This is a genomic window from Lacrimispora amygdalina, assembly GCF_003432035.1.
GTDB lineage: Bacteria > Bacillota > Clostridia > Lachnospirales > Lachnospiraceae > Lacrimispora > Lacrimispora amygdalina.
Genome location: NZ_QOHO01000005.1, coordinates 1 through 24,844 on the forward strand (window position 1 = coordinate 1; position 24,844 = coordinate 24,844).

Consider the following 24,844-nt stretch of genomic DNA (forward strand, 5'->3'; position numbering starts at 1 on the left):
TGTACCGAGATACAAAAAAAGGAAACTGCAGACCATACGGCTGCAATTTCCTCTTTTACGCTGCTTTATCGTTTATGCTGCTGAGCAATTCTCCGGAGCTAATTTTTTTAAGTATTTTTCAAATTCTTTATCCTCTCCATTCAACTGGACAGTAAGAATCTTGGATAAATCCAGACTTAAAACACCTAATATAGACTTTGCATCAATAAGAACTCTATTGTAAAAAACGTCTATGTCGAAATCACACCTGGAAGCAGCAGCAACAAACTTTTTGGCCTCAGCAACTGTTGGCAACATAATCTTAAACTGTTTCATAAGCAGACTCCCTTTTCTATAATAGCTATGAAGTACTTATAACATGTTTGACGTCATTTGTCAAATTCTGTTTCATATCCGATTATATTGCCTGTTTTTGTGCATTATTTGTAATTTTCGCTAAAAAAGTCCGCAAAAATTAAGCATCTTTTTACTAAGACAAATTTTATATAAGGAATTATCTTTGCATCGCCCTTTTTTACTAATTCAATTTCACGGTTTTTGTGTTATATTTTTATCAAAAACGCCAAACAAACCGCCTGCCACGCAAGCGAATTCATAGGTTAATATTACCACAAACATTCATTTATGAACAGCAGAATAAATTTTTTATTTTTTTCAAAAAACTGTTGCAATATAAAATGTTCTATGCTATACTTTCAAAGTGCTCGGGTGAGCACACAAATTGACCATTTAGGGGAATAGTTCAATGGTAGAGCAACGGTCTCCAAAACCGTAAATGGGGGTTCGAGCCCCTCTTCCCCTGCTAAATTATAAGCCCTGCATATAGCCTGGAAATCATTGAAATGCGATGATTTTACAGGCTTTTTTTTCTGATAGTATAAACAAGGTACTAATTAGTATTTCGATAAGAGGCACTCTTTAATCTAAGATCATTGTTTACATTTTAGGAAATCTCTTCTTTTTATTTATTGAATTTGCAAATTCAATAAAATAAAAAAGGAGAAAAAAATTATGGCAGATTATGATAACTCAAGATACACATATGCGCAGGTGCTTTCAGGTACCGGCTATTACATGGTGGATGATAAACTTCGTTACAGCGCAGGCGTAAAAACAATGCAGGGAAAACTAAATACTGCAGGATACAACTGTGGTACTCCTGATGGTAAATTCGGCAGTGGTACAGATACTGCTGTTAGAAATTTCCAGAGAGCCAAAGGTCTTACCATAGATGGCAAGGCAGGTAAAGCTACCCTTAAAGCCCTTGATGCAGCAGATTCAGGTGATGGTTCAACATATTGCAGTAATAGTTATTTAACAACGAAACAAATGACCGTAAATGCTCAATACATTCTTAATTATTTACGGAATAAGGGTTGGACCAAAAATGCTGTCTGTGGTATGCTTGGAAATATGCAGACAGAAAGTACAATTAATCCAGGTATTTGGCAAAGTCTAAAGGAAAACAACCTGAAAGGGGGGTTTGGTTTAGTCCAGTGGACTCCGGCAACAAAATATAGAGATTGGGCTGATAGCAAGAATCTGACGATAGCTAATATGGATAGCGAATTGAAACGTATTCTGTATGAGGTCCGCGAAAATATTCAGTTTACTTCTACTTCTAATTATAATATGACTTTCTCACAATTCACTCAATCTACAAAAAGTGCATATTACCTGGCCTGTGCTTTTTTGCATAATTACGAAAAACCAAAAAATGCTTCCCAGGATGAGACGCGGGGTAATCAGGCAACACATTGGTATAATACATTGAATTAAAGGCACCAGATTACATGATACTCTAAAACAACGATTGACCAAGAGCAAATCCTTAGTCAATCGTTGTTTTATCAATACCTATTAATATTCCAGGACCTTACCTGAGCATGAGTATCCAAATTGTGCCCCGTGATCATTATTTATCTTCCCAATAATTCTGTTTGGGCAGATAAAACTGCTGTATATCGCTGTATTTAAGCTGAGCTTCGAAGTGATCACTTCCAGTTGCATGTACAGCAGGCATACTCAGCACAACGCCATCAGGCTTAAGAAAACAGGAAATGTTATCATCTATTGCAAAAGGGTCCACTGTTTGATATTCCGGTGATTGAAGTTTGAGCATTTCCGGGAAACTGGCTTCATCATATGAAGTTATTGGATTTGCAGGAAAAAAAGCTTTATCAAAAAACACCTTTTCAAACTCAGCATTTGTTGTATACAAATCTTTAATGGTAATCTCTTTCATAGACTGTAAATCTATGTTAAGCGTGATTAGATCATTAACCGAATATGCACCGCCTTCGATATAACTTGTTCCCCAAAATACAATGCTTACTATTTTATCGTTTTGCAGCGTAACTGCAGACTGATAATCAACAGTCAGGCTGGCATCACTTGAGAATAATGATGGATCAATTTTTGCAAAACTCTTTACTTTATCATAAACCAGTGTATTTAGCGTATCATTGTTAATGAAATTTGGATATTGAATTTTTATTGAACTATTTTTATTGGGTGCATCTGTATAAATCGATATCGTGTAACTTTGATCAGCAGCTTGTGGCTTATCAATATTATTCGCATTCTGCGACTCATCTGCATTATTCGCAGTTTTCGACTCATCTGTATTATTCGCATTCTGCGACTCATCTGTATTATTTGTAGTCTCAGACTCCTGTTCAATTATTAAAGCTTGCGTTTCATCATTTACTGCCTTTTTTCCACAACTTACAATAAAAAAGCAAAATATCATTATAAAACTTAAAAGAATTGTTTTCTTATACATTAAAATACCTCCACTCAAATAGATACAAATTGTACCAAATCGCTAGCGCGATGGCTAGCCTAGGTACTTGTTTCCTCTACATTTTCTCTAAACCAAAGTTTTTCTCTTCTTGATACTTCACTAAAGAATTATATCATATGTCTACAGGGAAAATATTCCAAAAATTGACAATTGGTTTTGTATAATCAGTATAGAACATATTTACGATGCATACATGTTCTTATATAATGGATTCAGTATTGCTGTTTTTTCAACTATATTTTTAAATTTACCTGGCAATAAAGCCTGATCACCGTCACTTAGTGCCGTATCAGGGGCATCATGGACTTCTACCATAATTCCATCACCGCCAGCCATTATGCTGCAAAGACACATCTTTTCAATTAATTCCCGTTTCCCCGTTCCATGTGACGGATCCACGATCACTGGCAGATAAGATAAAGTTTTTATTGCGGCTACTGCACTTAAATCCAGTGTATTTCTGGTATAGTTCTCTGTAGTACGTATTCCCCTTTCACATAAAATCACTTTTCTGTTACCGCCATTTAAAATCGCATATCGTAAAATCCTGGGCATAAACAAAGACTAATTGTTTCTCTATATAACCATAACCTGTAATCACACCATCATAGGGAAACTCTGAATCACTATATGTCCCCCCATGTTCTGCTACATCTTTTCCAATCTCACAAAAACTTTCTTTATCCAGCAGCAGATTTAACCGTTCTATGGCATGCAGCTTGAATCTGGCATGCTGTTTCATAATATTATAAGCCATTCTACCACTTCTTCCTTTTTCATCTGAATACCTGTCTCTCCTTTATCCTGGTTTTAATAAAAAAGTAAAGCAAACACAATAGTAATGTCAAAAGCTCTGCAATCGGTATTGACAGGAACACTTTCTCATCCATAAATATAGAATTTAATACCAGAATGAACAGTATTGGTAATAATAATGACCGTAGCGCAGAAAAGATAAATGACAATCCTGGTTTTAACGTACTTGTAAAATACCCCGTAATCACTATATTTAATCCGCTGATTAAGAAAGCAGGCCATAACAGTCCAATATATGTAACTGCAAGCTCACTAATATGAGCCGCTTTGTTCTTTAAAAAAATACTGACCCATAAATCATCAAAGAAATATAATGCAGCAGCAATACACGCCCCCATGATCAGATTGAATAAAATAGAAACTTTTAGAAACCCGTTTACTCTTTTTAATTTTTGGGCACCAAAGTTAATACTAATGGGGCCATTCATGGAAGCTACTACACCATAACTAATAAGACAGCCGCTATACAAAAAAAAGTTTATCGTCGTAAAAGCAGCTACGCCATCGACGCCGGATTGTCTCATTAGTACATGATTGAATACAAATGCAACAATTCCGCTTGAAGTTTCATTCAGGAATTCTGATATACCATTAAATATTGAGAATAATATATCCTTAGAGAATTTTACCGGCTTTATAAGCTTAAGAGCACTGTTTTTATTAAAAAATGTAGGTAACAGAATAAAAAATGTCATTGATTGTGATAAACCAGTAGCAAATGCAGCTCCTCTTATTCCAAGACCAGATAAAACTATAAATATAAAATCAAGAAACACATTCATCACTGCACTTAACAGCAATGCAAAGGAAGTTAAGCCGGGTCTGCCATTCACTCTTGAAAAAAAACTGAGTCCAATCCCCATGAGCTGAAATGGTAAAAAATAAGTATAATTTACTAAATATGTAACAGTATTATCAGCGACACTGCTATCTGCACCAAGCAGATAAGCAACATGATACGGGAACATTAAAACGATTACCCAGGGTATCAGTATTAATAGAAACATTATCTGAATAAATTTAGAAAATGTTCTGGATGCATCTTCTGTTTTTTTCTCACCCATAAGTTTGCCGCAAAGAACGCATCCTCCAGCTCCCAGCATAGTTATAACACCTAATAGCAAAGATACATATGGAACAATTAAATTAATAACAGCCAATGCGTTAGAACCAATAAAGCGTCCTACAAATATACCATCTACAATCGATGCTGATGAAATTGCCACCATTCCAAGTATTGTAGGTATGGCATATTTGATAAATATCTTTATAATACTACCTGATGTTACATCTAAATCGTCTTCCACCTTAATTTTCCTCCAACATTCTCAATATCTGTATTTTAAAAATCTATCTCTTATATGCAAGTACTGCCGAAAATGGCGAAACATAAACATCCAAATCTGCATTTACTTTTAGTATATCATATCTGGATTTTATGATTGTATATTTTTCAGTAAAATATTGACTATTCAGAAAATAGTAAGGGGCTTCCACATTCAAGTCTAAATTTTCCACATCCTTATTTCCTAATTGTTTTAAATGCCCCGCTATTGTTGCAATTCTCAATTTCAATAAATGGCCGGATAAAACCACCCAGTTTCTTATTATCAATGTAAACAGAAGGAATAAAATTTGCTATTCTAGTCGTATTTCTTTTCTTACCAATCAAAAGAAGTAGCTGAAATTCTTTGTAAACACAAAGGATTTCAGCTAAACCTTTTATCTGACATACTTAATGGTTTCCGGATTATACTTCACAGGACAGTTTTCATAGTGTATGATTAATCCGCTTTGGATATGGCGGACTTTGTCTTTGTCAACTGCATGCCATCGTTTCATCAAGTCCGAAAACGTCAGACAGGCGTAATTACCAAGTATATTAGGATCCATAATATAAAAACCATTGTCATAATAGCCGCAAACAATAATGTAATGCGCATTCTTCCAATCACAGGAATAATCGATATCATCTTCCAGACGCCATGCCTGGATTGTAAGGATTGGAGTTATTCCTATATCAATATAATTCATGAGTTCATCAATACATAAATTTTCTTGCATGGTTGCCTTTAAGCCAAGTAACTCTGCAAAGTATAGAATACTTTTATAGTCCGTCCCTAAAATTGGCTGGGAATTTAGAACATCAGCCAAAGAACTTTGTCTGTAATACATACCATAACGTGCTAAAACAGACTGTAAACACGCTATACCGCATGTATATTCTGTCTCCTGATAACAAAGCGGTGTAAAAATAAAGTTCTTACAGCATTTTTTGAAAACCGGATCAGCAATAAAATCTTTTGAATTCGACATAAAAGTACTTCCCGCACAAATATTATTTTATTTATATATATGCGAATATCTGTTATCAGGTTATACTTTCCCTGCCAAAAACGTTATAATATAATAATAGTATGGATCGGGGGTAAAGGGTGGGTATGATAAACGGGAAACGGTTTATGGATGTTTTTACCCGGGTGAAGGTGCTAAAGCAGCTGTACCTGTTCTTTTTTATTGCTATATTCATTCCTGTAACAACGGTGGGAGGCTACCTGATTTATCATACCCGGACCCAGTTGTTTGATCACTATTCCAAACAGACTTATTCCGATAATCTCCGGGTAAAATCCCTGATTCTTGATCTGACAGGCAATATCTACAACAAATCCCAGACACTGGTCTCAGATCCGGATCTGATTGCACTTTTAAATACCACATACCCATCCCAAAACGCCAGCAAAACAGCCATGAGTGCTTATCATGGACTGGAAACACTTCTTTCCGGTGATGCCTCTCTCCGCGACATCGCCGTATATACCTGGAATCCCACCATAGCAGACAGCCCGCGCATCCATCCCATAACAAACAGTATCCAGGCTCAGCCCTGGTTTAAACATGCTTCCTCCTCCGTGACTCCTTTCTGGACAGAGGAGCTGGAGAAAAGTGAGCGATACGGCACTGAAACGCAGAATCTCTGTCTGTATACCCGTATCTTTCTGCCCCAGATTCACAGTTATGCCATATTAAAACTTACAATCAGCAGCAATCACATCCGCAACCGGATTGAAAACAGTTCCATGCATACTGTCATATGGCTCAATGACGACGGCATATTTTATACCAGTGACAGGCAGATGAAAACTCCCGGTTTAGAGAGGTACGGCAATAATGCCAGAGGAACCGGCACTTATACAGGAAAAATAGAGTTAGAAAATGAAAAGGTTATCGGCAGCATTTCGTCACTCTCTGCTGTCTGCAGCGAAGACAATTTTTACATGGCCTCCTTAAGCTATGATGGCTATCCATATCTCAATCGGATTACCGGTATTTATACTGCAATCCTGATAATGGTGCTGATTATAACCAGTGTATTTATCTGTGCTTTCTCTCATTATTTCAGTTTCCGTATCAACACGCTGCGGGAAAGCATGCACAGGGCCAGTCAGGGAAACTATGAGATTGCAGACAGTTTCCGGGGCGAAGATGAAATCTCTGAAGTATTTTCCGATTTAAAACTGATGATCCATGAGATACTGGAAAAGGAAACTTCCGTTTATCAGGCACAGCTTAAAACCCGGGACTTAATCAATAAACAGCAGCAAATGGAATTTAAAATGCTCTCAGGCCAGATCAATCCTCACTTTCTCTACAATACACTGGAAACCATACGCATGCGTTCACTGAAAGCCGGCAACACAGAGGTGGCAAATGCAATCAAGCTCTTAGGCAAATCCATGCGCTATGCACTGGAAAACACCACCACTGCCGTCACCTCCCTTGCCAGGGAGCTGGATTATATTGAGACTTACTTAAGCATTCAGAAATTGAGATTCCACGACCGCGTCAATTATTCCCTGAAAATATGCCCGGGGTTAAATCTCCGGGATTACCAGATTATGCCTCTGCTATTACAGCCCATTGTTGAAAATGCACTTCTCCACGGATTGGAGGATGTAGAGCAGAACGGAAAAATAATCCTGAAGATCTGCCTGGTAAACGAAGCACTGCGCATTCAGATATTTGACAATGGCTGCGGCATGACAGCAAAGGAACTGGAACTGATGAGCCAGCGGATCTGCCAACATCCCAGCGACTCCTCCAGCGGTATCGGTCTTTATAATATCCAGCAGAGAATTAAACTGTGCTATGGAACCGGGTACGGTCTTGGAATTAAATCAAAAAAATCAATGGGAACCATGGTAAATGTGGTAATTCCGGCACAAAAATATACAGGAGGGGCTTAAAACATGAAGATTATAATCGCTGATGATGAAATAGATGTAAGAGAAGGCATCCGCTGTCTGTTAAACTGGTCTTCACTTGGCTTTACCATCTGCGGAGAAGGGAAAAACGGCCAGGATACCCTGGATCAGATCCGCAGACTGCATCCTGACGTTGTTCTGATGGACATCCGCATGCCTCGTTTAAGCGGTCTGGAAGTAGTAAGGCTTGCAAAAGAGGAGGGATTTTCCGGTATATTTATCATTATCAGCGGATTTTCAGACTTCTCTTATGCCCAGGAAGCCATGCGCTTTGGGGTTACCAGCTATCTCACAAAACCCATTGACGAACAGGAGCTGGAAAAGGCGGTGCTGGACGCCAGACAGTTTCTCACAGAAGAACTGGGGAAACAAAAAAAGCTGGTACAGTACCGGAATCGGGCGAGAGAATCTATTTTATGTGACATTCTTAATAATCAGGCCTCTTACCCATTGCCTGACTGCCATGATCTGCAGTTAGATGCCCCGGTTTATCAGGTTGTTCTCTATACCAGCTATAATCAGGAATCCCCTCAATCCACCTGGGATTTCGCCGGAATCCTGCGACTGGCTAACCACAATCACAATTCCCTGGACTATGTCCGGATCGGAAACCACAATGTTATCATTTTAAAAGGTGATTTTGCATTAAGACGTTTTGAAGAGCTTACAGACCACTACATCAGCCAGCCTCAAAAAGGCTCTCCTCTGGACGCTTTATTTCTTACTTACGGGCGCCCGGTCTGTTCCATTGAACAGATTCATATATCTTACGACGATGCGAAACGGCTTATGAAACGGCGCTTCTTTTGCAGCTTCAACCAGCATGTACTGTGTTATAAAGATATGCCGGTTGAAATTCAGTCTCAGGGAACGGGTTTTGTCATGGAAAATACATATTCGCAACAGCTGTCGGACTACATACAGTCTGGAAACCGCCATATGATGCTTAATGTTCTGGAAAAGCTGAGCCAGGCTCTTTACTGTTCCAGTCTGGAAATTTCAAATATCAGACATTATCTGGCGGATATCATGATCCAGATAAAATCCAGTATTATTTACGCTTATGGTAATCTGGGAACACTGTTTCCCAATAATGCGGCTATCATTTACACAATTGAGGAGAAATATTATCTCTACGAAATTCTGGGTTTCTTCACTCTGCAGTTTGAGATGTGTATGAATGCCATTGGCTCTCCCACCCGGGACAGTGTACTATATAATATCCGTCAGTATATCCGTCACAATTATCAGGAGGATTTAAAGCTGGGTACCATTGCAGAGCTGTTTGGCTACAACAGCTCCTATCTTGGAAAAGTTTTCACCAAAACCACAGGAAGGAATTTTAATGCCTTCTTAGATGAAGTGCGGATTGAAAACTCCAGGCGTCTCTTGTTGGATGATAATTATAAAGTATATGAAATCGCCCAATTGGTGGGATATGGAAATGTGGACTACTTCCATAAAAAGTTCAGAAAATATACCGGGATCAGCCCGGCGGAATACCGGAGAACGCACGCCGGAGCAGACATAAAAATGTCTGCTCCGTAAGTCATACTGCTCTTTGCAGTTATCTTATTTGCCTCGGCGGTTATATTCATCGATTGCTGTTTTTCTCGTTGCTGCGCGGTCTTTTGCATTCTTTAGATCCACTTCCAGTACCCGGTCATAGCCCAGACCGCGGACGGTATCCTGCATATGCTGCAAAGATGAATCAAACTCATCCTCATTCGATGCAAAAACCATTTTCCAGGAATCATCCACGATTACTGCCTTGCACTGTCCCCGCAAAGTTGTAATATCAGAGCTTTCCTTCGGCTGAATATAGGAAGTACCTGGTGCCACCGAAAGAGCCCCCCTCTTTTCCAGTAATTCGATGGTTGTTTTCGCTCCTTGTGCATATTTCTGCCAGTCAGTATCCACCGGTGTATGATTCATCTCAAGCACGGAGCTCCACATTGTGGTTAGGTACGGTTCATTTGTCAGAGGATCAATATCCACCACTGCTAACGGCTTGTAATTTAAGGCGCTCACACCGTCCTTCCAGCTGCCGCCGCCCCACTCCTCCGGTACGGGCACATCATTGTTAGGAAGAGCCTTCCATCCATAATCCGTATAAACTGCCCTTTTGTCTTTCATCTCCCAGGTCAGACCCTTGGGACCGGCTGCACCATTGGCCTGGCCTACCAGCTCCATTCCTTCCGGAGAATACAGCCAGTCGATAAAATCCGCAAGACGCTCCGGTTCTTTTGCCTGACTGCCAATGGCAATAACGGCCTTGCCGTTTCCCATGGAATAACAGCCATCTGTATAGGGTGCCATATCTTCTATAAAAGCAGGCATAATGCCTTTTCCTTCCTCTTTGCGTTCGCGTGTATTGTAGTAACTCTGTCCCTGCCAGGACCATAAAGATGTGAGCACCTGCCCGTCACGATACTTATCTGATAAAATATCATAATTCTGAGTCGTGGATTCCGGATCGACCAGCCCTTCCTGGTTGGCGTCAAAGAGGAAATGCAGAGCTTTTACATAATAACTGTCAGAATCAATGATATTCTGGAAATCGCTTCCATCGTATTTTTCCATTACAAAGCCAATTTCCTGATAACCATATAAGGAAGCATAGTTCTTGGCAATCATCATCATGTTATCATCCCAGTCCTTAAACAGAGAAAGAGCATAGGTTTTTTTACCGGAATCACTTTTCGGGATCTCCTCCTGCAGTTTCTTCATCACAGGTATCATGTCCTCCAGCGTTTTCATTTCGGGATAACCAATTGCCTTGTAGCCGTCCCAGCGAAGATAAGGTGCTACCAGAGGCTCAATTCCTTCTGCAGATACCTTGGGTGACTGGCTGGAAATTTCGCTTGGAATGGCATAAACGCCCTCCTTTTCCAATCCCTTATTCATATTTAAAATGGCATCTTCATAATCCTTATATACATTTTTTTCCTTTAAAAGCGGAGCCATATCCATTAAAAGTCCGGCTTTTACCATATTTTCAAAACGTCCGTTCTCGGTTTTGGTAATAATCAGATCGCCTAAATTGCCGGCAGCGGAACGGGTCTGAAACAGTGTATCTCCGCCGCCTGCCACATTGGGAGCAATGATATTTAACTCCATATTGAATTTATCTTTCACAATCTTTGCAAACCATCCGCTCTGGATTCCCTGGTAATTGGCAAGGGTATCAAACACATCCACAGTGATGAATTTATCATAGCTGCTGTTGCCTGTCATGTTTCCTGATGCTGCCTCTTTTCCGCATCCGGATAAAATGGCGGTGACTGAAATTGCCGCACACAGGATCACACTGATCTGTTTCATTCTCATCTTTTCTCTCCTCCTAACCTTTTACGGAACCAATCATGATTCCTTTTACAAAGAATCTCTGGAATATGGGATAAATAAATAATATCGGCAGCACTACAATCACCGATACCGTCATTCGTATGGAGGACGGTGTCTGCTGGCTTGCAAGAGCTGCTCCGCTTATTGCACCTGTCCCTCCGCTTCTCACCATTGCTGCAAGCGAACTGGCCTGATTAATGTATGTATACAGTAAATACTGCAGGGAATACAGTTTCTGGTCCGTCACATAGATTAACGTATCCTGAAAAGAGTTCCATTGGGAAACCGCTGCAAAAATGGCGACAGTCGCCATAATCGGCTGTGCTGCTGGTAGAATAATCTTTGTAAAAACTGTAAAAATTCCAGCCCCGTCAATCTCAGCTGCTTCCTGCAGTGATTTTGGAATCGACTCGATATACGTTTTCACCAGAATGATATAAAACGGCTGTACGACGGTGGGGATCACATACACCCAGAAGGAATTGGTCAGATGCAGTATCTTCATGGTAATAAACATGGGAATCAGCCCTGCGTTAAAGTACATGGTAACCACAAGGAAACGGTACCAGAATTTCCTGTGCCACATTTTCTCCTGTGTAAACATAAAACCTAAATAAGCTGAGGCAAACACAGTACATGCAGTACCTAATACCGTTCTGGCAATGGAAACTGCCGCAGCTGCAGAAAGTCCCCGCAGCCCCATCACCTGTTTGTAGTTTCCCAGATGTAATCCTTTTGGCAGGAAATTAACAAATCCGTTGGCGCTTAAATCATTGGCGCTGATGGTATTGATAATCATATAATAAAACGGGTATGCACAAATCAGAGTGATGATGCCAAACATCAGATAGTTGACAATGTAAAAAATTTTGTCGCACAGCTCGTTCTTTTTTCGTTTCTCAGATATTACTCTCACTGCTCTCCCTCCTATATAATGGTTTCACCCCTGGTTTTTTTCGAAACAAAATTTACAATCAGCAGCAGGGTGACACTGACCAGGCTTTTAAGCATACTGACAGCTGTTGCCAGTGATAAGCTGCTTCCTGTCATACCGATGTTATATACGTAGAGATCCAGCACCTGGATATGAGTCTTATTAAAAGAATTCTGAAATACATAATACTGGTCCATACCATTGTTTAAAAAATTAGCTATGGACAGCATTAGCAATACAAAGAACGTAGGCAGCAGACAGGGAATTGTGATGCTCTTCATCAGCTGGAACCGGTTGGCGCCATCCACACGGGCCGCATCATAAAGCTCCGGATCAATCCCTGCAATAGCAGCCAGATACATGATCGCTCCCCAGCCAAGCCCTTTCCAGAGATTCCACAGCGTCATCCACAGATACGTATGTGCATCACTGTCAAGAAATTTGATCGGCGCCTGAATGATCCTGTGATTGAGGAAAAAGGTATTGACCATTCCACTGTCAGTAAACAGGCAAAACGCCACCGAGTATACCAGCACCCAGCTTATAAAATTCGGCAGGGTAGTCAATGTCTGCACCAGATTTTTAAACCACCTGCAGTGAATTTCATTCAAAAAAACAGCAAATCCAATGGGCAGAAATGAAGTTGCAATGCCAAGGAGACTCATGGCAAATGTATTCTTCATAACCTGTAGCATCTGCCCTACCTGAGTCTTGTTAGCAAACAGCGTTGTGAACCATTTCCAGCCGACAAACTCACACTGGGACAGCTTTAACGGAGGCTTATAATCAAAAAACGCGTAAATCCAGCCGTAAAGCGGAAAATAGGAAAACAGAAAACATAGAATGATAAATGGTACAATGCAATAGAACAATCTGCGGCTCTGGATCGTACTTTTTGGAGTTTTTCCGGCTGGCGATAATCTCATAGTCCACATTCCCCCCTGCGCTTCTTACTTTAATAATACCATTATAGCGAAGGGGGCACTTTCCGATTACCATCATAATCAGCGGAAAACTGCTGTACTTTTTAGAGGTCGAGGCGTATCGGTTTGTCTGTATCACAAGTTTATTAATCACAAAAACAGAGCAGAAATCCATACAATCAGATTCCACCCTGTTTTTTGTGCAATAAGTATATATTTTTTGTCATTTCTCAAAGATGAATATCCGCATAATTCAAATAACAATTCCAGTCATATTCATCCATATCATGATTCCCTGTCTTATAATGGTGTCCGATCCTTCCCTGATAAAGCGGCTGCTCCGGCAAAGGCTTTCTATCGGTCTCCAGTCCTTCGATTCCAAACAGGCGGTACACCGGATCTGCCTGTACCAGGGACTCAAACTGTCCCTCCGGATCCGCCCATTTATCGAAGGTCTTGGAGGAGGTATAAACCAGTCTGGGAGCAATTAACCCAAGCAGCATATGCTGGTCAAAAGGAAGTGTTTCTTCCTTATCTATGTACTTCTGATAATTTTTGCAGAACCAGTAAGGAAAACGGGTTAAAATATCTTTAAGCCTCTCCCCTTTTGCCCCTCTGGAAAGCGCATCTCCGCTGTTACCTGCACAGCTGCTGACAGCCATGGCAAAACGTTCATCCTGTGCAGCGCCCCAGAGAGCAGTCTTGCCCCCTCTGGAATGCCCCACCAGCGCCACTCTTTTTTCATCAATCAAAGGCTCTGTCTCGAAGTAATCCATAATCCGGCTTGCTGCCCAGGACCATACGGTGATTGCTCCCCATGCATCGTCGGGCCTGTCCGTTACAAACTCGGGGAACAGCCTTGAAAATCCGGTGGTAAAACCTTCCTCATAATCGGGGGAAATCTCCTGGGTCCGGAAGGCAGCACAGGCGTATCCCCTTGAAACAATCGTCTCAACCGGATAAAACGGACTTAAAAAATGCCTTGCAGGATCACTGTCCTTAATTCCTCTGTTACATACAGTTACAAAAGCAGGAACGGGTTTTACGGCATCAGCAGGAATAAAAACAACAAAACAGAAACTGAAATGGATTCCTTTTCGGACAGCTAAAACCTCTACGGTCTTTCTGACCGCCCTGCCTTCCAGGATATCATCAGACTGCCTGGAATCTGCCACCCGGATTTGAAGCTTAACATCACTCATATCCGGCAGACGTCCGTATTCTTCTCTTTTAAAAAGCTCAAGCAGTTCCGGTCTGCGTTTCGTCACCCATATTTCCCAATCCGTCACCTCTGTCCCATCCATACAAGTCAGAACAGAGGGCACATTTCTTTTATTTTCCGGTAATTTCATCTGCTTCTCCTTCTTTCTCACTTACTGTAAAGTTTGATATCACTGGGTGCATAGCCAAACTGTTTTTTAAATACCTGGAAAAAATAGGAGTAATCACGGTATCCCAGCATATGTGCCACTTCATTTACCCGGTTCTGCGGGTTTTTAAGAAGAATTCTGGCATTCTCCATTTTCACCATGGTAACGTAATTAACGAATCCGACCCCTGTCTCTTTTTTAAAGCACTTACTGAAATAAGAGGTGGAAATCAACAGCTCCCGGCAGATAGCTCCCAGGGAGATATTATGCTGGATATGCTGGTCAACATATTCCAGCGCTTCTGAAACTGCGGTAGAATATTCCTGTTTTTTCTGCCTGATAAAGCGGATTCTTTCTTCCAGCGTATCCGGCACTTTTTCCGTTTCAAACCGGTCTTTTTTGAGAAGCGTACCGGCTGCTTTTTCCAGTGCCTGTTCCAATTCTTCCGTCATTACCGGCTTCAGAAGAAAATCACTGGCACCATACCGGATTGCCCGCTGGGCATACTCAAACTGATTGTATCCCGATATAATAATAAACTGAATATCCGGCCTTTTCCCCTTGATCTTCTCAATAATATCCAGTCCATTGAATCCCGGCATCTGAATATCAATAATTACGATATCCGGACATTTTTTATGAATCAGTTCCAATCCTGCAATGCCATCATAGGCAACTCCGGTCACCTCACAATGAAACGCTTCCCAGTTGGTTGATTTTACAATTGCAGTTACTGCGATTTTATTATCATCTATGACGACTACCGAGTACATAACAATCCCCTTCCCCTTAACTAAAGCAAAGGAAACTCCAGCCTGACTTCTGTATAACGAAGATATCCTGACTCGATCCATACACCGTAATCAGGTCCGTACATCAGCTGAATCCGATCCTTCACATTCTTAATCCCGATCCGTTTTTTTGCTTCATTGGTTTCAAACAGTGTCTTAAGCTTTTCCGGAGGAATGCCAAGACCATCATCCCATACTTTTATGACAAGCCGTTCATCCTCACTGTAGACGGAAATGCGGATTGTGCAAAGCCCTATCTTCGGCTCCATTCCGTGAACAAGTGAGTTTTCCACAATAGGCTGCAATATACAGCTTGGCACCATCATGTCAAGAAGTGATTCATCTACATCCCATTCCACTTCCAGCCTGTCCGGATAGATATTTTTATAAAGTTCCGTATAGTTTTTAATATATTCCATCTCTGCGTTTAAGCTGCAGGTGTTTTTGCTTCTTTCTATGTTTCTTCTGAAAAATCTGGCCAGCAGACCGATCAGCCTGCTCACCTGTTTATCACCGTTAATCTGTGCAATTCCATGGATCGACTGAAGTATATTGAACAGAAAATGGGGATTAATCTGAGCCTGAAGTTCATGATACTGGAATTCCAGCAGCTTATATTCATTTTGCTGCTGTATCTCCTTTGCACTTCTGATCTCATCCATCAGGGTCTGAATGCGGCCGGCCATCTGACTGATATGTTCAGAAATCAGGTCCATCTGGTCCCCTTTGACAAATGAAGTTGGTTCCAGCTCAAAATTCCCCATTGATACATGGGTAATATTACGCAGCAGTATCCGGAGATTGCCGGCCATATTCCCGAACATCAGCCATAAAAAAATAATAATAAGTACAAAGATAAACAGTCCGATAAAAGATATAAAATAAAGCAGATCAGAAAACCGCTCATTTTTTGCCTTTAAGTCTACCTCATGAGCAATCTTAATTCTTCCCCGGTTGATCTGGTATTCGGCATATAGATAACCGCCTTTTTTTTCTTTCTGCGCCCTACCGGCCTGTAGATAATTTCTTTCACTGGTTGTAAATAAAAGATTGCCGTTTATGTCATAAAGTGCAAAGTTGCCTACCTTACTGCTGTCTATATCCTGAAAAATCTCTTTTAAAACAGTATTTTTAAGTTCTGCGATAACACAGCCGCTGAATTTCATGGTATTTTCATCAAACATATACCGCATGACGATAATTCCGTCTTCGCTTGTACTTTTTGTCCATATGGTATTGCCAGGGCGGTGTGATACATCCTCTTTATTATCATAAAACAGCTTCAGCACAGATTCTTCAGCAGGTCTTCCCTCTTTTGGTCTGCTGTCCCGGCATGCCAGATATACGGTATCAGACATATCCACTACAGAAATCCAGTTGATGTCATAATTGGTGCTGAGCATTTCTTCCAGCTGTTTTCTCACTCTGGGCTTTAAAAACGGGTCATTTGCTTTGCCCGGTCCGGTCACAGTTCTAAGAAGCGGGGTCAGACGCTGGTTAGTGGCTGTCAGGGGAATGGTCCCTTCCATCAGTTCCGTTAAAGATATATCCACATTTTTACAAATCTGCTCCGTCAATGTATCGGACTGATAGGTCAGTTCTGTCTTAAACCATTTACAGGTGACATGATAGATACATATGAGAGCAAGAAGAAATGTGGCCCCCAGCAGTGCTGTTACTGCAATCATTTTAAAATAAAGCGTTTTTCTGAAATGAATCCGTTTTTCTGCAGATTCCATAATATACCCCCCCCTGTCTTTTCCCACTATAGCAACTTGGTAAAAGAATGTCAACGCCGGATCGGGGGCAGATTTTGTAACATCATCCTTTCACCGCACCCTGGGTAATTCCTCCGATTATATATTTCTGCAGCATCAGATACAGCGCTAATATAGGAATAACAGAAAGTATAAACAGCGCAAATGCCAGTCCCAGCTCAATGCTGTTTTCTCCGAAAAAGAAATACTGGGTCAGGGGAATGTTCCTGACCTGTTTTTGCTGAAGCAGCGTCAGAGACATCTGAAAATCATTCCATACATTGAGCGCGTTTAAAACAATGGAAGTCAGAACAATGGGCTTCATCAGAGGAAACACAATCCGAAAGAAAACGGAATACAGGCCTGCACCGTCAATGGCTGCAGCTTCCTCTAATTCCTTTGGAATACTTTTTACAAACCCCGATACTAAAAGCACTGTAAATGCAATCTGGAATCCGATTTTTGCAAAAATAAAGCCATGAAGCGTATTTAACAGCTTCCACCGTGTCATGTCAATATAAAGCGGAGTCATGATTGACTGAAACGGAATAATCATAGCACCTACAAAAAGATAGTAGATCAGGTTATAGAACCGGTTATTTTTTCGTGCGATAATATAGGAAGCCATCGTACAGGTCAGCGTGATGAATAAAACTGCCAGTACCGTTGTAACAAGGCTGTTTCTCAGTGCCAGTCCAAAATTCGAAGTTTCAATGGCTCTGGTAAAGTTATCCCAGTGTATGGTTTTCGGAAATGCCAGGCGGTCTGTTACCATCTCCTGCTTCGACTTCACGGAATAAATCAAAGCAATATAAAACGGACTGATCACAAGCAGCGTCATTGCCAGCTTTATAAGCACCGACAAATATTTCTGAATTTTTTTACTCATCAGATCTCCACCTCCCTGGCTCTTAAGGTTTTTGAAACCAGCGTGCTGACTGCAAAAATAGAAATGGTAAACACCACTGCAATCGCCTGCCCGTATCCCGCCTTAAAATAAGTAAACAGATTGTTGTAAATCAGCATTGCCACCGTTTCCGATGCTCTTCCTGGACCGCCTGCAGTGGCTGCCATGGGATAATCAAATACCTTCATTCCCCATGCCAGCAAAAGGGTAAAATTAGCGGTAACTGCGGGAGCAATCATTGGAAATGTAATTGCTTTAAATTTCTGCCAGGAAGTGGCACCTTCAAGCTCTGCCGCCTCATAATAATCTTTTGATACTCCCTGAATGGCTGCGATATAAACCACCATGCAGTATCCCGCATCCCTCCATATAGAGATAACAGCAAGTCCAATCATAACCCAGGCTGTACTTCCAAGCGGGCTGGCAATCCCAAATTTGTCGTAAAACACATCACTGTAAACGTATCGCCAGATATAAGAGGAAAGCACCAGACTGAGGCAGTAGGGCATAAAGATACAGGTTCTTAAAACGTTATTCAGTTTTGATTTCTTTGAAATCATCAGGGCAAACAACAAACCGAACAGATTGGAAAAAACCATTGTAACAGCCGTAAACAGCAGGGTATTCTTAACGGCATTCGTTACATTTGCATCCTGAAAGATTCTGATATAGTTTTTAAGCCCGACATATGCCTTGACAGGACTCATGCCATCCCATTTGGTAAAAGAGATGGGAAATCCCTGCAGAAACGGATATGCTACAAATATGGTAAACATAACCAGTGCAGGCAAAATAAAAGTAAACTCCTGAAGCTGTTTTTTCATTTTTCGGTTCATACTGCCTCCAACTTGGAATAAAAAAGCCAGGGAGTCATATAGCTCCCGCTACACTGCCACCCTGACTTTCTGAATTTATATCATTTCTTCAAAAAATTACTGTCGAATGGATGCGATCTCATAATCAATGTCCTGAAGCAACTTGGCAACATCACGCTGGCTGTCATCTAATGTGACAAATTCCTGAAGTTTGGTACGGAACGCGGTGCTGTACTCAGATGTATAATCCGGAACCTGACTCTTGGATACTATCATATCGTTATCGATGTAAGATTTGATTTCTTTAATGAACTCATCGGAATCATCCGTTGACACATTCACATTGCTTGTCATAAGCTTTGCTGTTTCCATCCAGATCTTTGAGGACTGCTCGTTAGCGAAAAAGCTCAGTAATGCCATAACTTCATCCTTGTGCTCTGTCTGGGAAGATACCACAAATACATCATCAATACCAACCCAAAGCTTATTGTCCTCCGGCTTATCAGACCATGGGGTGGGGAACATACCGAATTCTCCGTCAGGGCTTGCAGCCATTACATCACCCATCAGCCATCCGCCGTTCATATACATCGGTCTCTGTCCTGCTGCGAAGTTCTGAATTCCCTGGGTCTGGTCAACAGCAGTGTCTCCCGGATCTTTATAAGAAGCAAACTTGGAGAACATCTCCATTGCATCTTTGACAACTGCGTTATCAGATAACTCTTTTGTTCCCTCCTGGGAATCTCTCCAAACCGTCTTATTGTCTGTTCCCACAGCCATGGAGGTAAAGAAGGAGTCTAACTCATGGAATACTCCATGAATGAAATTATATGGATGGATAAACGGGTTAATTCCTTTTTCCTTAAAGGTATCAGCGACTTTAAAGAACTCTTCTCTGGTCTTTGGAACCTCTACTCCCGCTTCCTTAAACATCTTTTTATTATAGAAGCATGCCTTTACCTGTGCATCCAGAGGGAACCCGTAAACGCCTCCGTTTACTGTACATTCATCCTTTAACATAGGGAGAACGTTTTTCATGCACTCTTCATTGGAAATATCCATGAAATATCCGCCATCTACGAATTCCTTCATCGTCTGGGGTTTTCCGAACATGATATCAGGAGCTTCTCCTGCTGCAATGTAATTCTTATAAGTAGCAATATAGGAAGAGGAAGCTACTACCTCCACTTCAACATTGATGCTTGGATATTCTGCTTTAAATGCTTCCAGCATGGCATCCAGTGCATCTCGCTTGGACTGCTCTCCCATATAGTGTACCAGACGCAGTGTTACGGCATCCCCTCCTGCAGTTTTGCTCTGGTCTTCCGTTTGCTTTACCTCTGCTTTTGTGGTCTGCTCTGTTGCTGCCACTGTGGTTTCATCCTTGCTGCCTTTGGAGCATCCGGTGGCAGATGCAGCCATCAGACCGGCCAGCAGAAGAGCAGAGATCCGCTTAAAATACGTTTTTCTCATAATACATCCTCCTAATAACTATCATATTTAATGTTGCATGATAGTTATATTTTAGCAGACGAAAGCGTCAGATTATATATGAATTTTTAGCTGTATTATTATATATCTTGTCATTTTCTGTAGTCATACAGCGAAAAAGGGCAGGTTTTATAACTGCAATGCAGATACAAAACGCTGTCCTTTAAAGCTCTCTGTTTCTTTCATTAATTTGAAATGCCAGCAATTGCTTCCCTTACATTTTCCACGCCGATCAGCTTAATCCCCTCAACAGTTCCCATCTTCTCCAGAGAAATCTTTGGCAGAATGCAGGTATGAAATCCCAGCTTCTTTGCCTCATTTACTCTCTGCTGTGCCATGGAAACTGCTCTCACCTCTCCAGATAATCCCACCTCTCCGAATATGATGGTTTTGGAATCAATGGCCCTGTCCTTCATGCTGGAAACAATTGCCATAAGAATTGCCAGATCCAGTGCCGGTTCATTCATGCGAAGTCCTCCGGTAATATTCACATAAGCATCAAAATGGGACAGATCATAGTGTCCCCTCTTTTCCAAAACTGCCATCAGAAGATTTACCCGGTTATAATCTGTACCTGCCGCCGTACGCCTTGGCATACCAAAGGCAGTGGGGGTAATGAGAGCCTGTACCTCAATCAGCATGGGCCTTGTTCCCTCCATGGAACAGGCGACTACTGCCCCGGAAGCATCCTCCGGCCTTCCGCTTAACATAAATTCAGAGGGATTCTTCACCTCAGCCAGTCCGCTTTCAACCATTTCAAAAACACCGATCTCGTTGGTGGATCCGAACCGGTTCTTTACTCCCCGGATGATCCGGTAGGATGCACTTCTCTCCCCTTCAAAATATAAAACCGTGTCCACCATATGTTCCAGCACTCTGGGACCTGCAACCACGCCTTCTTTTGTTACGTGGCCTACGATAAATATGGCAATTCCTTTGCCTTTTGCGATCTGCATGAGCAGATTGGTGGATTCCCTCACCTGGCTTACGCTGCCTGGAGCAGATGAGATCTCTTCCCGGAACATGGTCTGTATGGAATCAATAATCACAACATCCGGTTTTTCCTCATGAATGGCGGTTTCTATGAGATCCAGGTTTGTCTCACATAAAAACAGCAGATCTCCCTTCACTTCTCCGATCCGGTTCGCCCGCAGTTTAATCTGCTTTAATGATTCTTCGCCTGATATATATAAAACCTTCTTCTCTGATAATGCCAGATTCCGGCATACCTGCAGCAGAAGGGTGGATTTTCCGATACCCGGATCTCCGCCCACCAGGACTAAAGAGCCTCTTACCACACCTCCGCCTAAAACCCGGTCTAGCTCCTCATACCCGGTTTTCATCCGGTCCTGTTCGTCAAGTACAATCTCAGACAGTCTGGCAGGTTTTATCTTCCCGCTTATCCCTCCGTCAGCTGCGATCTTTGAAATCCCCCGTTTTGCGGAAGCTTCTGCCTTTGATACCGGTTCCTCCACAAATGAATTCCATTCACGGCAGACCGGACACTGGCCAAGCCATTTTGCCGATTCGTAACCGCATTCCCTGCAAAAAAATGCAGTTGTTTTTCCTTTCGCCATTGGTACCTCCTGGTTAAACAAGAAAAATCCGGGTCCGAATCTCTTTCAGAAAAAGAGCCGGACCCGGACTAAAGTTTCATTACTTTCTGCTGATCTTTACCTTCACTGGTGTTCCTTCGTTCAGTTCCACACTGGCTGACAGCTTCCCGCTCATGTTCGTTCTCATGCCGCCTGCTGCTGCGCCGTCGACAAACACTTCATACTCGGTATCTTCTGCCAGCTGGACCGTCAGCTGAGCATCCTTATCGCCTTCTACATCAAATTCCACACCGTCATCAGATACTGTAAACATCTCCACTGCAGTCCCTGGTACGGATTCGTATACAAACATTCCGTTACGCTCCAGCTTGGTTATCTCATAAAATGTCTTGACTTTATATAAATCACCATCGTGCTCAAAATCCTGTAATTTTGACTTTGTTCCTAATTTGTAATTACCAAAGCTGATTGTACCGTTCTTTTCTGTGCGGATTAATTCTTCAATTACCGGCATCGGTTTGCCCTCCTAGTATTTTCTTTACTTATCCCTGTTGGCGAAGAAAAGATCCTTTCGCTTGTAGTTATTATACACGAATTGCAATCAATTGGCTAGCTGTTTATCAGCTCTCTTACAGAAAATTTCAGTCCGTCATCTCCTGCAGTAACCAAAACTGTATCGCCTGTTTTTACAGTTCCGGAAAGGATCTCTTCTGCAAGCTTATCCTCTAAACTGCTCTGAATGGTACGCCGCAAGGGTCTCGCACCGTATTTTTCATCATAACCCTTCTGAATCAAATAATCCTTAGCCGCCTCATCAATCTCAATTGTGATGCTCATCTGATCGGAAGTACGTCTCATAATATCTTTCATCATAATGGTCACAATATCTTTCATATGAGTCTTATTCAACGGATGGAACACAATAATCTCATCAATTCTGTTAACAAATTCCGGTTTAAACAGCTTTTTGACTTCTTCCATAACCCGGTCTTTCATAAGCTTGTAATCAGCCTTTTCATCGGCTGCAGCACCAAATCCCAGACGTTTTGGAGAGATGATATTTTCTGCTCCTGCATTGGAAGTCATAATAATTACGGTATTTTTAAAATCAATCTTTCTTCCCTGGGCATCTGTGATATGACCGTCATCAAGCACCTGAAGAAGAATGTTGAATACATCGGGGTGAGCCTTTTCGATCTCGTCAAAGAGAATTACGGAATAAGGGTTTCTTCTTACCTTTTCACTTAACTGTCCGCCTTCATCATAGCCCACATATCCTGGCGGGGAACCGATAATTTTGGAAACACTGTGCTTCTCCATATATTCAGACATGTCGACACGGATCAGAGCACTGTCCACGCCGAACATGGCTTCTGCAAGGGCTTTGGAAAGTTCTGTCTTTCCCACTCCCGTAGGTCCAAGAAACAGGAAGGAACCGATGGGGCGCTTAGGATCCTTAAGCCCTACCCTTCCTCTTCTGATCGCTTTTGCAACTGCAGTAACAGCCTCTTCCTGACCGATCACCCGTTCATGAAGAATGGATTCCAGATTCCGCAGGCGCTCGCTTTCTCCCTCTTCCAGTTTCTTTACGGGGATCTTTGTCCAGGTGGATACAACATCTGCAATCTCCCCTTCATCAACAGTTGGTATCTTAGTTGCTTTTTCTTTCTGCCATTTATCACGGATCTTATCGATCTTTTCTCTCTTTTTCTCCTGCTTTTTCTTTATAGCACCAGCCTTTTCGTAAGCCTCTGACTTGATGGCAGCTTCCTTCTGGTCTTCTAAAAGCTCAATTTCTGCCTCCAGCTCCTTGATTTCAGAGGGCTCCGTAAAGGTGGCAAGCCGAACCTTGGAGGAAGCCTCATCAATTACATCAATGGCTTTATCCGGAAGGAACCGGTCATTGATATAACGGGAGGATAACTTCACTGCTGCTTTTATGGCTTCATCCGTAATTACAACCTTATGATGCTCCTCGTATCTGCCTTTCAAACCTCTTAATATACCCACCGCTGCCTCTTCGGAAGGCTCTTCCACAGTCACTGGCTGAAAACGCCGTTCCAGGGCGGAGTCCTTTTCAATGTATTTGCGGTATTCTTCAATCGTGGTTGCACCAATTAACTGCAGTTCCCCTCTTGCCAGAGACGGTTTTAATATATTAGAGGCATCAATGGCACCTTCCGCCCCTCCTGCTCCGATGATGGTGTGAATCTCATCGATGAACAAAAGTACTTCACCGTCTTCAATCACTTCTGCAATCACTTTTTTGATTCTTTCTTCAAATTCCCCACGGTATTTGGAACCTGCCACCATGCCGGATAAATCCAGGGTGAGAAGCCTTTTGCCTGCAATCGTCTCCGGTACTTCTCCCGATGAGATCATCTGGGCAAGTCCTTCCACTACAGCGGTCTTACCTACGCCAGGTTCACCGATCAGACAGGGATTATTCTTCGTTCTGCGGCTTAAAATCTGAATGAGACGTGTAATCTCTGATTCTCTTCCGATTACCGGATCTAACTTACCCTTCGCCGCAAGCTCCGTTAAGTCACGGCTGTAGCTGTCCAGAGTCGGAGTACTGCCCTTGCTTTTGCCAGATTTCATTAACTCCTCCTTGTTGGCAGGTGCATCCTCTCCCATGGCTGCCAAAACATCAATGTAGAGTTTCTGAACGCTGATGCCGATGGTATTAAGCAGTCTGGAGGCAACGCAGTCGTTATCCCGGATAATGGAAATAAGAAGATGCTCAGTTCCGATTAAATTGGCTTTAAAACGGACTGCTTCCCGGTAACTGTTTTCCAAAACTCTTCTGGCTCCTGGTGTGTAGCCGCCGTCTTCCCTCACCCTTACGGCCTGGTCCGGAGCAATCAGCTGGCTGATCAGACCCAGAACCTTATCTTCTCTGACACCATTCTCAATGAGTACTCTGGCTGCAACACCGCTGCCCTCTTCCAGCAATCCCAAAAGCAGATGCTCGGTTCCCACATAGCTGTGACCCAGCCGCCCTGCTGCCTGTTCTGCCAGATTAATGGCCGTTCTGGCCTTTGTCGTAAATCTGTCTATCATAA

At 42.0% G+C, this 24,844-nt stretch carries 22 protein-coding genes and 1 tRNA gene; 4 read left to right on the forward strand and 19 right to left on the reverse strand.

Annotated features, from left to right (window positions below; translation table 11 throughout):
* Positions 1-72: 72 nt before the first annotated feature.
* Positions 73-315: an HPr family phosphocarrier protein gene (locus DS742_RS01100; protein WP_117415199.1), complete on the reverse strand. Its 243-nt coding sequence runs from the start codon at positions 313-315 to the stop codon at positions 73-75.
* A gap of 416 nt (positions 316-731) precedes the next feature.
* Here DS742_RS01100 and DS742_RS01105 point away from each other — a divergent pair.
* Positions 732-802 (forward strand) — tRNA-Trp (locus DS742_RS01105).
* 209 nt (positions 803-1,011) lie between these two features.
* A complete protein-coding gene (locus DS742_RS01110) occupies positions 1,012-1,779 on the forward strand; it encodes a phage tail tip lysozyme (protein WP_117415200.1) in 768 nt (255 codons plus the stop codon).
* Positions 1,780-1,915: 136 nt separating this feature from the next.
* Here DS742_RS01110 and DS742_RS01115 read toward each other — a convergent pair whose 3' ends face one another.
* The 6 genes from DS742_RS01115 to DS742_RS01135 all read right to left on the reverse strand — a co-directional run bounded on the left by DS742_RS01115 (position 1,916) and on the right by DS742_RS01135 (position 5,938).
* Entirely contained in the window at positions 1,916-2,785 is an 870-nt protein-coding gene (locus DS742_RS01115; RefSeq protein ID WP_117415201.1) for a hypothetical protein, read from the reverse strand.
* A gap of 201 nt (positions 2,786-2,986) precedes the next feature.
* Positions 2,987-3,313 (reverse strand): hypothetical protein, encoded by a 327-nt coding sequence (locus DS742_RS01120; protein ID WP_242996354.1) that lies wholly within the window; start codon positions 3,311-3,313, stop codon positions 2,987-2,989.
* 7 nt (positions 3,314-3,320) lie between these two features.
* Positions 3,321-3,563, reverse strand: a complete 243-nt coding sequence (locus tag DS742_RS01125; RefSeq protein ID WP_117415203.1) for a carboxyl transferase domain-containing protein — start codon at positions 3,561-3,563, stop codon at positions 3,321-3,323.
* 19 nt (positions 3,564-3,582) lie between these two features.
* Positions 3,583-4,929, reverse strand: coding sequence for an MATE family efflux transporter (locus tag DS742_RS01130; RefSeq protein ID WP_117415204.1), 1,347 nt, complete (start codon positions 4,927-4,929; stop codon positions 3,583-3,585).
* A gap of 43 nt (positions 4,930-4,972) precedes the next feature.
* Positions 4,973-5,140 (reverse strand): hypothetical protein, encoded by a 168-nt coding sequence (locus DS742_RS28675; protein ID WP_170313326.1) that lies wholly within the window; start codon positions 5,138-5,140, stop codon positions 4,973-4,975.
* Between the two features lie 204 nt (positions 5,141-5,344).
* The gene (locus tag DS742_RS01135) at positions 5,345-5,938 is read right to left on the reverse strand and encodes a cysteine peptidase family C39 domain-containing protein (protein WP_117415205.1); all 594 of its coding nucleotides are present in this window, start codon (positions 5,936-5,938) and stop codon (positions 5,345-5,347) included.
* A gap of 125 nt (positions 5,939-6,063) precedes the next feature.
* On the opposite strand from DS742_RS01135, the gene DS742_RS01140 reads away from it, so the two are divergent.
* Positions 6,064-7,869 (forward strand): sensor histidine kinase, encoded by a 1,806-nt coding sequence (locus DS742_RS01140; protein WP_147325714.1) that lies wholly within the window; start codon positions 6,064-6,066, stop codon positions 7,867-7,869.
* Between the two features lie 3 nt (positions 7,870-7,872).
* Positions 7,873-9,435 carry a response regulator transcription factor gene (locus tag DS742_RS01145; RefSeq protein ID WP_117415207.1) on the forward strand — a complete coding sequence of 521 codons (1,563 nt, stop codon included), beginning with the start codon at positions 7,873-7,875 and terminating at the stop codon, positions 9,433-9,435.
* Between the two features lie 24 nt (positions 9,436-9,459).
* Here DS742_RS01145 and DS742_RS01150 read toward each other — a convergent pair whose 3' ends face one another.
* The 12 genes from DS742_RS01150 to DS742_RS01205 all read right to left on the reverse strand — a co-directional run bounded on the left by DS742_RS01150 (position 9,460) and on the right by DS742_RS01205 (position 24,842).
* Positions 9,460-11,217 carry an extracellular solute-binding protein gene (locus tag DS742_RS01150; protein ID WP_205692726.1) on the reverse strand — a complete coding sequence of 586 codons (1,758 nt, stop codon included), beginning with the start codon at positions 11,215-11,217 and terminating at the stop codon, positions 9,460-9,462.
* Between the two features lie 13 nt (positions 11,218-11,230).
* On the reverse strand, positions 11,231-12,151 hold the full coding sequence (locus DS742_RS01155) for a carbohydrate ABC transporter permease (RefSeq protein WP_341457587.1): 921 nt from the start codon (positions 12,149-12,151) through the stop codon (positions 11,231-11,233).
* Between the two features lie 11 nt (positions 12,152-12,162).
* The gene (locus DS742_RS01160; RefSeq protein WP_170313327.1) at positions 12,163-13,095 is read right to left on the reverse strand and encodes an ABC transporter permease subunit; all 933 of its coding nucleotides are present in this window, start codon (positions 13,093-13,095) and stop codon (positions 12,163-12,165) included.
* A 227-nt stretch (positions 13,096-13,322) separates the two neighbouring features.
* Complete coding sequence (locus DS742_RS01165) at positions 13,323-14,444, reverse strand: alpha/beta hydrolase family protein (RefSeq protein ID WP_117415209.1); 1,122 nt, start codon at positions 14,442-14,444, stop codon at positions 13,323-13,325.
* Positions 14,445-14,461: 17 nt separating this feature from the next.
* Positions 14,462-15,235, reverse strand: a complete 774-nt coding sequence (locus DS742_RS01170; RefSeq protein WP_117415210.1) for a response regulator transcription factor — start codon at positions 15,233-15,235, stop codon at positions 14,462-14,464.
* Between the two features lie 20 nt (positions 15,236-15,255).
* The gene (locus tag DS742_RS01175; protein ID WP_117415211.1) at positions 15,256-16,992 is read right to left on the reverse strand and encodes a sensor histidine kinase; all 1,737 of its coding nucleotides are present in this window, start codon (positions 16,990-16,992) and stop codon (positions 15,256-15,258) included.
* Between the two features lie 82 nt (positions 16,993-17,074).
* Positions 17,075-17,899 (reverse strand): carbohydrate ABC transporter permease, encoded by an 825-nt coding sequence (locus tag DS742_RS01180; protein WP_117415212.1) that lies wholly within the window; start codon positions 17,897-17,899, stop codon positions 17,075-17,077.
* Positions 17,899-18,753: a carbohydrate ABC transporter permease gene (locus DS742_RS01185; RefSeq protein ID WP_117415213.1), complete on the reverse strand. Its 855-nt coding sequence runs from the start codon at positions 18,751-18,753 to the stop codon at positions 17,899-17,901. The genes DS742_RS01180 and DS742_RS01185 overlap by 1 nt, the downstream gene beginning before the upstream one ends.
* A 96-nt stretch (positions 18,754-18,849) precedes the next feature.
* Positions 18,850-20,205: an ABC transporter substrate-binding protein gene (locus tag DS742_RS01190; RefSeq protein WP_117415214.1), complete on the reverse strand. Its 1,356-nt coding sequence runs from the start codon at positions 20,203-20,205 to the stop codon at positions 18,850-18,852.
* 203 nt (positions 20,206-20,408) lie between these two features.
* Positions 20,409-21,800 carry a DNA repair protein RadA gene (gene radA, locus DS742_RS01195; protein ID WP_117415215.1) on the reverse strand — a complete coding sequence of 464 codons (1,392 nt, stop codon included), beginning with the start codon at positions 21,798-21,800 and terminating at the stop codon, positions 20,409-20,411.
* 79 nt (positions 21,801-21,879) lie between these two features.
* Positions 21,880-22,293, reverse strand: a complete 414-nt coding sequence (locus DS742_RS01200; protein ID WP_117415216.1) for an endosialidase — start codon at positions 22,291-22,293, stop codon at positions 21,880-21,882.
* Positions 22,294-22,388: 95 nt separating this feature from the next.
* On the reverse strand, positions 22,389-24,842 hold the full coding sequence (locus DS742_RS01205) for an ATP-dependent Clp protease ATP-binding subunit (protein WP_117415217.1): 2,454 nt from the start codon (positions 24,840-24,842) through the stop codon (positions 22,389-22,391).
* Positions 24,843-24,844: the final 2 nt, after the last annotated feature.